Annotated in this window: 16 protein-coding genes; 9 read left to right on the top strand and 7 right to left on the bottom strand. The window is 44.3% G+C overall.

From position 1 onward, the window contains the following. The first annotated feature begins 36 nt into the window (after positions 1 to 36). Positions 37 to 471 (top strand): SRPBCC family protein, encoded by a 435-nt coding sequence (locus tag IRB79_RS00680; protein WP_243506289.1) that lies wholly within the window; start codon positions 37 to 39, stop codon positions 469 to 471. A 157-nt stretch (positions 472 to 628) separates the two neighbouring features. Here IRB79_RS00680 and IRB79_RS00675 read toward each other — a convergent pair whose 3' ends face one another. The 4 genes from IRB79_RS00675 to pdxK form a co-directional block, all read right to left on the bottom strand. Continuing rightward, on the bottom strand, positions 629 to 3,928 hold the full coding sequence (locus IRB79_RS00675; RefSeq protein ID WP_243506287.1) for an alpha-amylase family glycosyl hydrolase: 3,300 nt from the start codon (positions 3,926 to 3,928) through the stop codon (positions 629 to 631). 210 nt (positions 3,929 to 4,138) lie between these two features. Beyond that, on the bottom strand, positions 4,139 to 4,804 hold the full coding sequence (gene bshB2, locus IRB79_RS00670; protein ID WP_243509686.1) for a bacillithiol biosynthesis deacetylase BshB2: 666 nt from the start codon (positions 4,802 to 4,804) through the stop codon (positions 4,139 to 4,141). Between the two features lie 43 nt (positions 4,805 to 4,847). Then, complete coding sequence (locus IRB79_RS00665; protein WP_243506285.1) at positions 4,848 to 5,195, bottom strand: YojF family protein; 348 nt, start codon at positions 5,193 to 5,195, stop codon at positions 4,848 to 4,850. 245 nt (positions 5,196 to 5,440) lie between these two features. Then, on the bottom strand, positions 5,441 to 6,268 hold the full coding sequence (gene pdxK, locus IRB79_RS00660; RefSeq protein ID WP_243506284.1) for a pyridoxine/pyridoxal/pyridoxamine kinase: 828 nt from the start codon (positions 6,266 to 6,268) through the stop codon (positions 5,441 to 5,443). A gap of 370 nt (positions 6,269 to 6,638) precedes the next feature. On the opposite strand from pdxK, the gene mobA reads away from it, so the two are divergent. The 5 genes from mobA to IRB79_RS00635 all read left to right on the top strand — a co-directional run bounded on the left by mobA (position 6,639) and on the right by IRB79_RS00635 (position 9,516). Then, positions 6,639 to 7,241 carry a molybdenum cofactor guanylyltransferase gene (gene mobA, locus IRB79_RS00655; RefSeq protein WP_243506283.1) on the top strand — a complete coding sequence of 201 codons (603 nt, stop codon included), beginning with the start codon at positions 6,639 to 6,641 and terminating at the stop codon, positions 7,239 to 7,241. 62 nt (positions 7,242 to 7,303) lie between these two features. Beyond that, entirely contained in the window at positions 7,304 to 7,768 is a 465-nt protein-coding gene (locus tag IRB79_RS00650) for a molybdenum cofactor biosynthesis protein MoaE (protein ID WP_243506282.1), read from the top strand. After that, positions 7,761 to 7,991 carry a molybdopterin converting factor subunit 1 gene (moaD, locus tag IRB79_RS00645; RefSeq protein ID WP_243506281.1) on the top strand — a complete coding sequence of 77 codons (231 nt, stop codon included), beginning with the start codon at positions 7,761 to 7,763 and terminating at the stop codon, positions 7,989 to 7,991. Before IRB79_RS00650 ends, moaD begins: the two co-directional genes overlap by 8 nt. Before the next feature lie 28 nt (positions 7,992 to 8,019). After that, the gene (locus IRB79_RS00640; protein ID WP_243506280.1) at positions 8,020 to 9,039 is read left to right on the top strand and encodes a thiazole biosynthesis adenylyltransferase ThiF; all 1,020 of its coding nucleotides are present in this window, start codon (positions 8,020 to 8,022) and stop codon (positions 9,037 to 9,039) included. Between the two features lie 78 nt (positions 9,040 to 9,117). Further along, positions 9,118 to 9,516, top strand: a complete 399-nt coding sequence (locus IRB79_RS00635; protein WP_243506279.1) for a hypothetical protein — start codon at positions 9,118 to 9,120, stop codon at positions 9,514 to 9,516. Positions 9,517 to 9,558: 42 nt separating this feature from the next. On the opposite strand, the gene IRB79_RS00630 is transcribed toward IRB79_RS00635, so the two are convergent. After that, positions 9,559 to 9,888, bottom strand: a complete 330-nt coding sequence (locus tag IRB79_RS00630) for a YflT domain-containing protein (protein ID WP_243506278.1) — start codon at positions 9,886 to 9,888, stop codon at positions 9,559 to 9,561. A 183-nt stretch (positions 9,889 to 10,071) separates the two neighbouring features. Here IRB79_RS00630 and IRB79_RS00625 point away from each other — a divergent pair, with 183 nt between their 5' ends. The 3 genes from IRB79_RS00625 to IRB79_RS00615 all read left to right on the top strand — a co-directional run bounded on the left by IRB79_RS00625 (position 10,072) and on the right by IRB79_RS00615 (position 11,908). Continuing rightward, on the top strand, positions 10,072 to 10,749 hold the full coding sequence (locus tag IRB79_RS00625) for a uracil-DNA glycosylase (protein WP_243506276.1): 678 nt from the start codon (positions 10,072 to 10,074) through the stop codon (positions 10,747 to 10,749). Between the two features lie 485 nt (positions 10,750 to 11,234). Then, entirely contained in the window at positions 11,235 to 11,510 is a 276-nt protein-coding gene (locus IRB79_RS00620) for a YwdI family protein (protein ID WP_243506274.1), read from the top strand. A 26-nt stretch (positions 11,511 to 11,536) separates the two neighbouring features. Continuing rightward, the gene (locus tag IRB79_RS00615; protein WP_243506272.1) at positions 11,537 to 11,908 is read left to right on the top strand and encodes a DUF423 domain-containing protein; all 372 of its coding nucleotides are present in this window, start codon (positions 11,537 to 11,539) and stop codon (positions 11,906 to 11,908) included. 40 nt (positions 11,909 to 11,948) lie between these two features. Here the strand turns inward: IRB79_RS00615 and gerQ are convergent, their stop codons facing one another. Both gerQ and hemQ read right to left on the bottom strand, forming a co-directional pair. Next, a complete protein-coding gene (gerQ, locus tag IRB79_RS00610) occupies positions 11,949 to 12,455 on the bottom strand; it encodes a spore coat protein GerQ (RefSeq protein ID WP_243506271.1) in 507 nt (168 codons plus the stop codon). A 182-nt stretch (positions 12,456 to 12,637) separates the two neighbouring features. Next, positions 12,638 to 13,381, bottom strand: a complete 744-nt coding sequence (hemQ, locus tag IRB79_RS00605) for a hydrogen peroxide-dependent heme synthase (RefSeq protein ID WP_053433421.1) — start codon at positions 13,379 to 13,381, stop codon at positions 12,638 to 12,640. Between the last annotated feature and the right edge of the window lie 228 nt (positions 13,382 to 13,609).

The raw sequence follows: 13,609 nt of genomic DNA, 5'->3' as shown, positions 1-13,609 counted from the left end.
TAGATTCATAGACTCTATGACTCTGAGGTGCAAAGCATGGCTGATTTTCGTTCCAGTGAGATTATCAATAAACCTGTACATGAAGTATTTGATTATATGATTAAGATGGAAAATGTCCCTGAACTCATGCCGTTTGTAGTGAAAGTGGAAAAACAGACCGAGGGCGAAATCGGAAAAGGAACAAAGTTCATCGAAACCCGTATGGTCAGAGGGAAAAAGATCAGTGCAGGCATTGAAATCATTGATTTTGAACAAGACAGAACCTATACCACCCGCAGCAATGCCAATGGACTGATAACAGAATATAAATATGATTTTCATGAAATAGAAGAAGGAACGCAGGTGGAGATGGAAGCAAACGTCAAAACCAGCGGCCTTGTCGCCAAATTAACGAAACGTTTCATCGTGAATATTGTGAAGCGGGAAGACGGAAGCCAGCTTCAGTACTTAAAGGAAATGATGGAGAAATAATAATGCGCAGGGCGCCTTATGATCTCGAGGGGGAGGCGATCTTCGTAAAAGCTAACGCTTTTAATTGTGCGATGATTAAGCTGTCGAAGCGTTCCTTGTGGAGCTATAGTTAGACAGTAAAGCAGGGGAGCCTCTCAAGTGAGCAGGCCCCCTGTTTTTATTTATTTTTCTTTTCATCCATTACCAGAATGACCGTACCGCCGACATTTCTGCCCGGCAGCTTGACTTTAATCTGCTGATTTTTGTCTACTGAATATTTCTTTCCGGTGTATTGGTCAATGACCTTGCTGCCGGCTGCAAATGGGACTTTTACGGTTACTTTCTTTTTATCCGTCATAGTGTTTATGCCGACAACCGCATTTGTGCCCTTATAGGAGCGGTTAAAGAACAGATATCCATCAGCGTCACTGCCTGCCAGCTTTTCGCGTGTTCCTTTTGAAAATACTTCTGAGTAATCTTTCCGTATGTTAAGCAGCTTCCGGTAGTGCTTGTGCATGTCATTTCCGATTAGGGACCAGTCAAAGTCATAGCGGTTTTCGTTAAATTCTCCTTTATCCATATCTCCTGCATGCTTGCCGGAAAGGCCGATTTCTTCTCCATAATAGATAACTGGCTGTCCCTTTGCCGTTATTTGGAGGGCAGAGGCGATTTTCATTTTGCCCCAATCATTGCCCGCACTTGTGATCAGGAAGCCGTCTTCATCATGGCTGCTTAAAAATTGCCCAAGAGCTGCCGCATTTGTGAGCTTATCATTTCGCTCCTGTAATTTTGCTTCAGCAGCATCGATTTTGCCGTTAATGAAACCAGCAGCGGTATGCTTAAAGTCAAAATCGAGAATGGAATCCATTTCCCCGCTGTTCAAGAAGTCCCCATGCTCTTCTGCGTGGCCGCCGTAATATTCCCCGATTATTTTAAAGTCAGGCTTGATTTCAGTCAGTGCATTTTTAAAGGCTTTCCATGTTGTGTGTTCCACGTGCTTAACGGTATCAACCCTGAAGTAGTCAATCGTATCTCCGCGGTCTGTCCTTGCTTTTTCAAGCCAGTCTGTCTGCCATTCAATGATTTGTCTGCGGACCTCTTCTTCCTCAGTCTTAAAGTCAGGCAATCCGGCCAGCTCGCCGCGGATAGTATCGGTTCCTCCATCGCGGAGCATGCCGGCAAAGCGATCACGCTCAGCATCAGAAGGGAAGTTGGGAATTCCAAGCCCAATGGAAGGGTCGTTTTCCTTTAATCCATATCCGGTATGGTTCAGTACCACATCCACCATCACTTTTATGCCGCGGTCATGTGCTTTTTCCAAAAGTTCCTGGAATGTCTTAATGTCCCCAAGATGCTCATCCAATTTTGTAAAATCCTTTGCCCAGTAGCCATGATAGCCATATTGGTTTCCATCTTTATCGTGGCGCAGGTCCCAATTGATGTTGTCGACGATCGGCGTAATCCAAATCGTGTTAATGCCAAGGTCCTCGAGATAATCCAGTCTTTCAATCACACCCCGGAAATCCCCGCCATGATAGGTTTCAAGATGAGAGGTATCATAATCTGAATGGTTTGGATCATCGTTGGAAGAATCTCCATTGTTAAAGCGATCTGTCAGCATAAAGTAAATGCGTGCCTCATCCCAATCAAAATCATCCTTTTGGCCGCTGTAGGTGCGGGTTTTGACTTCAACGGAAGCTTCTCCCACATGAAAGTTCCCATATTCATCAATCACTGTGATCGGCAGCTTCTTAATGCCTGCTGTTACAAATTGATCAATGGATATGGTGTGTGCATTTAAAGCCGGGTCAATACTCACTTTGCTGCTTCCTCCGATAGCAGATAGGTCAGCGTAAGCTTCTTTAATAGATACTTCTGGATCTGAAAGTATCGTTTCAATGGATAAAACAGCATTTTCGTTGTAGGAAACTTTATTTGGACTCACGCCAGCTCTGATTTCCGCTGTTGGGTTTTTATAGGTGATGGATGACTTCTCATTAAAAGGATCTTTCATTTCAGAGGTTTCTCCATCTCTAGTAACAAGGAAAGAGTACTTGTATGTGCCTTCTTCCAACTGATCAATCGTCACAAAGAATCGTTCTTCCTTAAGGGAGTACTGCATATCGTAAATCTGACCATTCAACTTTGCCTGCACCTTTTCAATCGAATCCATTTCTCCCTGTTTGAACAGCTCCGGATCTCTAAAATAAAGAGTAAGACTGCCATTGTTCAGGAGAGGGCCCGTAATAGAAGGGACCTGATAGAATTCACTCTGGCCGCTTTTGACAATAACCTTGGTGTACTTGTCATTCCCTGTTTTAATATAGCGGTCGGCACCATAAGGATCCTTTTGGTCCCAGCCTGTTCCTTTGCGAAGCACAAATCCCATTTGCTCAGTCTGCTGGCCAATTTCAATCAATGCAACAGCCCCCTTGTCATTGACTTCGGTAAAATCTGCCTGCCCATCCTTTATGCCAGTCTGCCAGGTCCAAATGTTCCAGCCTTCATAATCGTGATTGTCTCTTACATACGTAAACTCAATAAAACGACGATTATCTTCTGCATTCCGATCGTCAAATTCCTCTTTTGAGTAATAAACGGTTTGGTCTCCCTCAGCGAGCCATACTTCTGCCTCATTTTGGCCATCAGGCATGGTAATAGTTCTGGTAACATCCTGAATATCCCAATTTCCAGGCCGAGGAATGACATGGATTTTACTCGAAGGAACAGAAATCTTAGCTTGGGCAAATCCTTCTGCCCGGTTTGTAAATGGGTAAGCCTTGCCGCTTTTTTCGTCCTCCCAGGCCCATAGATCCCAATTGAGCTGCTCGCCGTCATTGCGCCAGTAATTTATTGTATAGCTATTCATTTGACCGATAATGCTGAAGCTATGCTCCAGAGTATAGCCATTGAATTCGCCAATGACAGTTACGCTTCCTGCTTCAGCAGAATCAGAGATTGCCAGCTGATTATTTTTTACCTCGACGCCAATTGCCTCAGTTTTTAATTTCCAGGATGGCTGCACATCTTCAATGGTGCCATTGCTATGTACTAGTTTGGCAGAAAGAGAAATCACGGTGTCTTTTACAGCTTCAGCAGGCATTTCAGTCGTTAATCCGCTAATAGCCAGTAAGCTGTTTCCATTAGCAGTCCTGCTGTTTGCCGGATCGGTAATCCAATTGCTGTCATCAAGTATAAATTTATATTCATAGACTCCAGGTGATAAATGAATAGTCTTTGTCCAAATATTGTTTTCGCCTTTCGTCATTGCTAACGCTTTATTTTGCCAATCGGTAAAACTTCCGGCAACCCGAACCTGCTGAGCTTCCCCCTGATAGGAAAAAGTAACTTGACTCCCATCCACGACAGGGCTTTCAACTGTGCTTGCAGAGGATAAGAGCGGGTGAGTTCCCGTGAATAAACTGAGAATCAAGCTTAGGAGCATCATCCAGATGCCGGCTTTTTTTACTTTGTCCATAAAGTTTCCTCCCTATAAATTGGTTGTGCTATAGTGTGCAATGGAGTAAGTGCAATCGATTGCGCAAAAGAGTATATGGAAACGTTTGCAAACCCTTAAGGAAATTCTAACATCATGAGGGGGAAAGCTCATGGGTGAAAAGTAGGTAATATTCAGAAAATAACATCATGAAAAAAGCCGCTCTGAAATCAGAGGCGGCGTGCTCTATCTTTAGAATTTATAGGTCCAAAAACGCTCTTTATACATTCTGGCCAATACTTCAGGCTCTTGCTTTTTGATACTTTCTTCCATATTCGCTGCCATCAGCTGTGTCTGTGAGGCATGTGCCTTGATCGCTGCAACTTTCCGGTCTACAACCGCACTGACGTCATTGACAACATCTGCCTGGCCGATTTCTTCCTCACAGTTATTGGAGAATGCGACACAGTGAACCTTCGGACGCTTGTCAGCAGGCAGTTCTTTTACCGCACGGATCACAGCGGCGCCTGTTGCGTCATGGTCCGGGTGCACAGCGTATCCCGGATAGAACGTGATGATGAGGGAAGGGTTTGTCTCACCGATGATGACTCCGAGTCTGTTCGCGAGCTTTTCTTCATCTTCAAATTCAACGGTCTTATCCCGATACCCCAGCATTCTTAAGTCCTGGATGCCCAGAACCCTGGCTGCTTCCTCCAGCTCTTCTTTGCGGATTTTCGGCAGAGTTTCCCTGGTGGCAAAAGGGGGATTTCCCATATTGCGCCCCATTTCTCCAAGCGTCAAGCATGCGTAGGTGACAGGTGTGCCGTTATCGATATGTAAGGAAATCGTTCCTGAAACGCCAAATGCTTCATCGTCCGGATGAGGGAAGATGACGAGTACATGTCTTTCCTTTTCCATCATGGTCTTGCTCCTTTCCATTTGATGTCTTCTGAGCCCCTATTTATTCAAAAGGTGTTTCACTAATTTGCAGGGCGACTGCAAGCTTGCCGCTGAAATCGTGGCCGGCTAAAAGGAGCCTATCTTCTTCATCAACTTCAAAGTGGGTAATTCCTTCAGCATACACCCAGCCAAAATTCATTTTCAATCCAACCCTATAAGGGCCTTTTCCGGTGATTCTTCCATGGTCATAAACCAATTTGGCATTGCGGATATAGGCGCCTGAAGAAAAGAAGCTTTCATCAAAATGGGAAGCATACGCCCCATTCGTTGTTTCCAGATGAATAAAGACCTCTTTATTGGCAAGGCGGTCAATCTCTTTTTGCACGTATTCTTTCACTGCTGGTTCCACTCTATAGTCCCCCTTCCGTTTTACCTTCATTTATTCGTCTAAGACGGCATTTATATGTTTATCTTACTAAAAAAAGAAATGAAAAGCGAAAAAGTAATCTCAGCGAGGACCGCCAAATAGATATAACCGCGAAAATTTAATTTTATCCGCGAAAAAATCAATATATCCGCTAAATCCCCGTTTTATCAGCGAAACCGCCAATGGCAAAAGAAACAGAGCCCCAATCGGACTCTGTTCCATCATGCTTATTCTGATTCAAGACGGCCTGCGCCATATTTGCGGTACGCACCAGGCATCGTAGGGCCAACATATTCATTTAGCTTAAAGCCATGGTTGATGGCGGCTGTGATGAAATCCTTCGCTGTTTGAACCGCTTCTTTGACAGGCTTGCCTTTCGCGATTTCTGCTGTGATCGCAGAAGAGTAGGTGCAGCCTGCGCCATGAGTGTAAGTGGTTTCAACGCGTTCGCTTTCATAAAGAGTGAACTCTTGTCCATCATATAGAAGGTCAACGGCTTTTTCGTGCTGCAGCTTGCTGCCGCCCTTGATTAATACATACTTCGCGCCAAGTTCATGAATTTTAACAGCCGCTTCCTTCATGTCCTCCACAGTCTTGATTGGCCCTGTTTTAGCCAGCTGCCATGCTTCAAATAAATTTGGTGTTACCACTGTTGCAAGCGGCACAAGCAAATCTCTTAATGCTTCGTTTAATTCAGGATGAATCGGCTCATCCTCACCTTTGCAGACCATGACCGGGTCGATGATAACATGATCCAGGCTGTTTTCTTTAATGGTCTTTGCCGCAATTTTAATCACTTCTTCAGAACCTAGCATGCCTGTTTTCATCGCATCGATTCCTGTAGATATAATCGTTTCGATCTGTGTTTCCAGAATGTCTGTAGAAATCGGGAACACATTGTGGCTCCAGTTATTTTTAGGATCCATCGTCACGATTGTAGTCAGCGCCGTCATCCCGTAAACGCCAAGCTCCTGGAATGTCTTAAGGTCAGCCTGGATGCCGGCGCCGCCGCTCGTATCTGAACCTGCAATGGTCATAACTTTTTTCATTGTCATATGCTTATTACCTCCTTGAAGTGCTGCTGGATATCTTTTTCTAATTATAACAATAATTGAAAAGGGTAAAAACTATAACGGACTGCAGATAGCATTAAGTTAACCGCTCCTTCAGGCAAAAATACGGTGCAATATCACTTGAACGCACATAAAAATGGCTATGTGCACATAAATCACGCTTATCCGCACGTAAAAAAATTTATCCGCACATAAACCTCGTCTATCCGCACATAAATTAAATTTCTGAACTGAAATATCTATATAACGTCACAATATTGCCAACTCCAGCGGCCTTCTTAAAAGAAACAGGCCGGAATAGATGGTAAAATAAAAAGATAACGATAAGATACATCGAAAGACGGTGAGGAAAATGAGCAGTACAGGCATCATTTTAGCAGGAGGGCATTCAAGCCGGATGAGGGAGAATAAAGCCCTGCTGAAAATTGGCGGCAAAACGGTTATTGAACGAATCGCCGATCAGCTGTCTTCTATATTGCCCAATGTCATCATCGTAGCCAATAAACAGGAGGATTATCAGTTTCTCGGCCTTCCCCTTGTGAACGACCGCTGGAAAGAAAAGGGGCCTCTCGCTGGAATTCATGCCGGCCTGTCTGAATCCATGACACAAAACAATCTGATTGTGGCATGCGATATGCCATTCATATCAGGGGAGCTTGCCAGGCTTCTTCTTGAACAGCTGGATCAGCATCAGGCGTCCGTACCTGAAATTGAAGGGCAGCTTCACCCGCTTTTTGCCGCTTACCGAAAGGATGCAAGAGTTGCAGCAGAGCTGGCTTTGAAAGAAAATAAGCTCCGGATCCGCCAATTTCTGCAAGATATAGATACGGCAATCTTAAAGGAGGATCTGCTTAGAGAGATGGGATTTTTATATAAGGACGCTCACTTATTTAACATGAACCGTCCTGACGAATACCAGCTGGCACTGAAAATGGCCGAAGATGCCTCAAAATAAGAATGCATTCATTTCCATTCCGGCTCTGTCTATGTCAAAATCAAATAAAACGAGGTGACTCCATGAATTTTGAGATTTCTAAAGACCCGATCGATATCCAAAGTGTGATCGATAAAGTGGTTCAGCGGGAAGCGGGAGCGATTACGACGTTTATCGGAACAGTCCGCGAGCTGACGCACGGAAAGAAAACACTATATTTAATATATGAAGCATATGAATCAATGGCTGTGAAAAAACTGGAGCAGATCGGAACCGAGATAAAGGAGCGCTGGAACGGGGCAGAAGTGGCAATTACCCACCGGACAGGCAAGCTGGATATTACCGATGTAGCGGTGGTCATTGCCGTTTCCACTCCACACCGTGCAGATGCTTATGAAGCAAACCGCTATGCGATTGAAAGAATTAAAGAAATTGTGCCGATCTGGAAAAAGGAACATTGGGAAGATGGCGAAGAATGGATCGGCAACCAGCTGGAAACAGTGGCATACCCAAAAGGAAAACCGGAGGCGAAGGATTTAAATGAATAAAATTATGTTTTTTGCCCATTTGCGGGACCGTGTTGGAGAAGAGTCTGTGACAAAGGATGTCAGCGGCAAAACAATCTCTGAGCTAAAACAGATGCTTGAGGAAAATTACGAGCTGAAGCTTGATTCAGTCATGGCAGCCGTGAATGAAGAATTTGCTTCAGATGATGAAGTCATTCAGGACGGAGATACAATCGCCTTTATCCCTCCAGTCAGCGGAGGATGATGGCAGCTTTAAGAGAGGAGGGGCCGCATTGTCTGAAAGGTATTCACGCCAGACTTTGTTTCCGCCTATTGGAAAAGAGGGTCAGGATAAAATTCGATCCAAGCATGTGCTGATTGTTGGTGCCGGAGCACTGGGCTCAGGAAATGCGGAATTGATGGCACGTTCAGGTATCGGCAAACTGACGATCATCGACCGGGATTATGTCGAGGAAAGCAATCTGCAGCGCCAGCAGCTTTTTACAGAAAGCGACGCCTTGGAAAAAATGCCAAAAGCGGCCGCAGCAGTAAAACGGCTAAAACAGATTAATAGCGAGGTCGAAATCCGCTCAATTATTGGCGACGCTACTCCTGAAAAGCTGGAAGAGCTTGCTGAAGGGGTGGATCTGATCCTGGATTCGACCGATAACTTTGAAACCAGGATGGCCATTAATGATATCTCTCAAAAATTTAATATTCCGTGGATTTATGGAGCCTGTGTCGGCAGCTTTGGCATGAGCATGACAATCATTCCGGGGAAAACGCCATGCATGAATTGCTTGTTGAAAAAGATTCCAATCCAGGGGATGACCTGTGACACAGGAGGAATTATTGCCCCAGCTGTGCAAATGGTCGTCTCCCATCAGGCAGCTGAAGCGCTGAAAATCCTGGCTGAGGACTGGGAAGCTGTGCGGACCGCAATGGTCAGCTTTGATTTATGGCGAAACCAGTACACAAGCATGAAAGTGTCAAAAGCGAAAGATGAAGGCTGCTTATCTTGCGGAACAGAAAGAACGTTTCCTTATCTGCAACCGGAAAACATGATGAAATCCACCGTTCTCTGCGGAAGGGACACTGTTCAGATCCGCCCGCCAAAGGAGCTGGAAATCGAGTTCACTGAGATTGCCCGGCAGCTGAAATCAATCGGCTACCAGGTGAAAGGCAATCCGTATTTGCTTTCTGTCGAAATGGAGGAGCAGCGGCTTGTCCTCTTTAAAGATGGACGCGCCCTTATACATGGCACAAAAGATTTAGCGCAGGCGAAGTCCATTTATCAGCGGATTATGGGTTAGAAAACTAGTGCTTTTTCATTATATATAAACCCCTTCCTTTTTTGTAAAATAAAGACAAAAAGACAGAAGAGGTTAACAATGATTACATTCATGTATTTTTTTGGATATTTGTTTGACCAGCTGCTGGTCAATTTTATAGGGCTGGTGCTGATCCTTTACAGCTTTATCATTCCAGTTACCCCTATGTATAAAACCAAGCGTCCTGCAGATTTAATCGTGCATATAAGCCGGATACTTTTCGCTGTCATTCTCCCATTCTTGAACTTTTTCTACTTTTTATTCAATAGCGGAGACTGGGCGACAGGGGAAGGCATTACAGCGCCGGAGCATTTCAGCACTTTCATCTGGGTTCAGGCTGTTTTGATTGTGCTGCCTGAACTGGTTTTTTTCATCCTGTCAAAAGTCAATATAACCAGGGTCTGGTGGTATGTGCTGTATCCGGTTCTGTTGATAGGGCTATGGGTTTGGATGTTTTAAGGACATAAAAAAAGCGATGAAGAATCTTCATCGCTTTTTTGCTTATTTTACTTCGTCCGTACCTACAATAACTAACTTGCCTTCATCCAATACTTTTTCATATTGTTCTGCTTCTACTGTCGTTAAACCAACAGACTCAAATTTTGAACGAAGCTCATCTCCGCGCTTTTTGAATACGTTTCCGACAGAATCAAATAGGCCCTGCTCCTTCATGCCGACTTCGCCTGTATCTGTCGCGTCAGAAAGGTGCTCGGAGCGATCCTTGTCATGTGCGAAAATATAGATGTTTTCCTTATTGAATCCCTGGCTTTGCAGCATTCCAATTGTATCAGTAGCCTGTACACCATTTTCAACAACTTCAATTTTATACATATATAACATCCTCCTTAAAAGATTTGCAGATTTATTTAAATGGCAGCATGTCCTGCCGGTATATTTATTACATATCCGTTCTGAAAAATTTTAAACATGTATGCAAGAATGAAAGATTATGCCATGATAACCAATGGGTATTAAGAATAGGACCTTTCAAATAAGAGGAGGGAGAGTTGGCAGATGAAGCGTATCTTAAGAAATGACTGGCAGGAGATTTTGGCAGAGGAATTCGAGAAACCCTATTTTCTCCATCTTCGTGAATTTTTAAAAAAAGAATATGAGGAGCAAACCATTTATCCAAGGCAGGAGGATATTTTCAATGCTCTCCAATATACAGATTATAAAGACGTAAAGGCAGTGATATTGGGTCAGGATCCTTATCATGGGCCGGGGCAGGCGCATGGATTAAGCTTTTCGGTTCAGCCTGATGTAAAGCTGCCTCCTTCACTGAAAAATATATTCAAGGAAATGCAGGATGACCTGGGCTTCGAGGTGCCAAACAATGGCTATCTATTAAAATGGGCTCGAGAAGGAGTGCTGCTCTTAAATACCGTTCTGACCGTCCGCAAAGGGCAGGCGCATTCGCATAAGGGGAAGGGATGGGAAACTTTCACCGACACCGTCATACAAAAACTGAATGAGAGGGAAAAGCCCGTCGTTTTTATTTTATGGGGCAAACCGGCTCAGGAAAAAGAAGTGCTGATTGATGCTTCTAAACACTATATAATAAAATCGCCGCATCCAAGTCCATTTTCGGCAAGAAAAGGGTTCTTTGGCAGCAGGCCATTTTCAAGGGCGAATGAGATATTACAAGAGCTTGGGGAGAAGCCCATTAACTGGCAGATTCATGATCTCTGATTCTTTTCGTCATGTTTCACGTGAAACATACCGCTTTATGTAAGAGAATAAGAGAAGTACTCGAAATATGCATGTTCGAGAAGGGAAAGACAAATGAGTTCACAGAAAATTGATTGTTTTAAATGTGAATATTTCTATGTTACATGGGACCGGAGCCATCCAAAAGGCTGCAGGGCTTTTCAGTTTAAACTGTCTAGCTCCACCGCCTACCCCCTCGAGGGTTGGGGGTGGGCAAGGCGCTTCCGCTTTTCTTTAAAACCAGTCAGATGCCCTCTATCGAAGTTTTCCGGGCATCTGGCCATCCTTGTTTGCGTTTTGAAAAGAAAAACTGATAAACTTTATATGGCCGGTAATATTGGCAGGTTTTTTAAAAAGAAGTATACATTTTTTGAACTTCGGGAATTGTCTAGCGGAAGCAGCCTGCCCCCTCGAGGGTCGGGGTGGGCAAGGCGCTTCCGCTTTTCTTACAGAAAGAGGTGTAGAGAGTGAATATCTCTGTTCAGAAGCTTTTAGGGAAGATGGAAAAGGAATTGCAGGAAGCGAAAAGCAGCTCTTCAGACGCAAGAATGAGAGAAAGAGTGCAGGCGATCAAGTCATTATGCGAGCTGGTTTTGGAAGAGTCGGATACAGGAAGCGTGTCTGCTGCCGCTTCTATTAGCCATACATACAATGCGCCGCCTCCGGCTCAGCCAGCGAATCTGCAGCCAAAGAAAATGCAGATGGATGATGAGGCAAACGGCGATTCATTGTTCGATTTTTAATAAAACGATAAGAGGTGCAGGGGACTATGAAGCTATTTATTATTATTGGAGCCATTAATGCTTTTTTAGCAGTTGCATTAGGTGCTTTCGGGGCGCATGGGCTTGAGGGGAAAGTGGAGCCGAAGTATTTGGAGATCTGGAAAACAGGCGTGACCTATCAGATGTTTCATGCTACAGCCCTTTTAATTATCGGTATTCTGCTTGGCAAGCTGCCGGCGACATCTTTATTATCCTGGTCAGGCTGGCTGATGCTGATCGGCATTATCCTTTTCTCAGGAAGCTTATACGTTTTAACATTAACAAAAATCAGTGTGCTGGGTGCCATAACCCCGCTTGGTGGAGTCTCTTTCCTTGTGGCTTGGGTACTGCTGATCATTGCGGCCGTAAAATATCTATAATAGGAAAGGAGCTTTGACGGGGTGTCAAAGCTCCTTTTTATTATCTTGGCGAATATTGCACCATTCCAGGTGCGCTGCCAAATGGATATTCATATTCAATTTCTTCATCAAATGTCACATAGTCTAAGTAGATCATCGGAAGGAGGATACGTTGGCCTGTTTGAGGGTCACTCAGGATTACGTGATCCCGTCCCGCTGCTTCAATGATGCCTTTGAAAATTTTGGCGTTCCATTCCGTGTTGTTTTCAAATGTGGCATAAACAGTCGCAAGCTTGCCTTTGTTCAGGCGAAGAATGTTTTCAATGTAGGATTGTTCAAGCGGCAGCATTCCTGGAATCGAAGGAGCAGCTGAAGGGGCACCCATACCTGCGCCTGCGCCTGCACCTGGAAACATCCCGCCTGAGGCTGCACCTGGAAAAGTTCCGCCTGTAGGCATTGTTTGATATTGCGGCTGTCCCTGATTGTTCTGTCCCATTTGTCCGCTTCCATTGTAAGGTTGCTGCCGGTAATCGTAATAAGGGTATTGACCATAATTTGATTGACTCAATGTTTTCCCTCCTAAAAATTATGATAGCCATTTCTATCCGCATTTTTGCCTTGGACTGTCGGAAAGTCCTGCGGGTTGAATTTTAAAATAGAAACTCACTATTTCATTACTATGTAGGGGCATGTTTTTTTATGACCTTAAGAAAAAGAAAAACTCCCGGCAGAAGCCAGGAGTTTTTAACATTATACGTGAAGGAATTTTTCAACTTTATCCTCTTCAAGGATGTTTCCGACGAAGAAAGAGCCGAATTCGCCGTAGCGGGCACTGACTTCATCGAAGCGCATTTCATAAACAAGCTTTTTAAACTGAAGAACATCATCAGAGAAGAGGGTAACGCCCCATTCGTAATCGTCGAAGCCGACTGAACCTGTGATGATCTGCTTTACCTTTCCTGCATACTGGCGGCCGATCATGCCGTGGCTGCGCATCATATTGCGGCGGTCTTCCATCGGAAGCATGTACCAGTTGTCATTGCCCTGGCGGCGCTTGTCCATCGGATAGAAGCAGACATGCTTCGCTTTTGGAAGCTCAGGGTAAAGGCGAGCCAGGATCTGTGGATTCTGGTATGGATCTTCTCCTGCCGGCAGGTAGTTGCTCAGCTCGACAACAGAAACATATGAATGAGCCGGAATCGTGAATTCAGCTAATTTAGTTTTGTTGAATTCGTTTTCAATTTCATTTAGCTCTTCCATTGTAGGCCTTAAGATCATCATCATAAAATCAGCTTTTTGGCCGACAATTGTATAAAGGGCATGGCTGCCGTTTTTCTCGCTTTGTGTTGTATTCCACTTGTCGACTAGGGCCATAAATTCGTGGATCGCTGCCTGGCGCTCTTCGCTGGGAGCCATTTTCCAAGTTGTCCAATCAACCGTACGGAAGTCATGTAAACAATACCAGCCATCAAGCGTTACTGCTGCTTCACTCATTATAATCACTCCTAATATGTACTAAAATTCTCATCATTACTATAACATAGTTTCTCCAATTAACATGTGTACAAAACTTGAAATGTTGGAATTCAATAGGGTGACAGGCACCTATACCAATTTGCTGAACTGGTATAGGTGCCTGTCACCGCAAAATCCCGTTTACAAAGCGGACATTATGGATATCTTAAAAAAGGTATGAAGATGGGCTATCAGAAGGATATTTAT

This window comes from Cytobacillus oceanisediminis (assembly GCF_022811925.1).
Lineage (GTDB): Bacteria > Bacillota > Bacilli > Bacillales > Cytobacillaceae > Cytobacillus > Cytobacillus oceanisediminis_D.
This window is presented reverse-complemented; position numbering and strand designations above follow the sequence as displayed.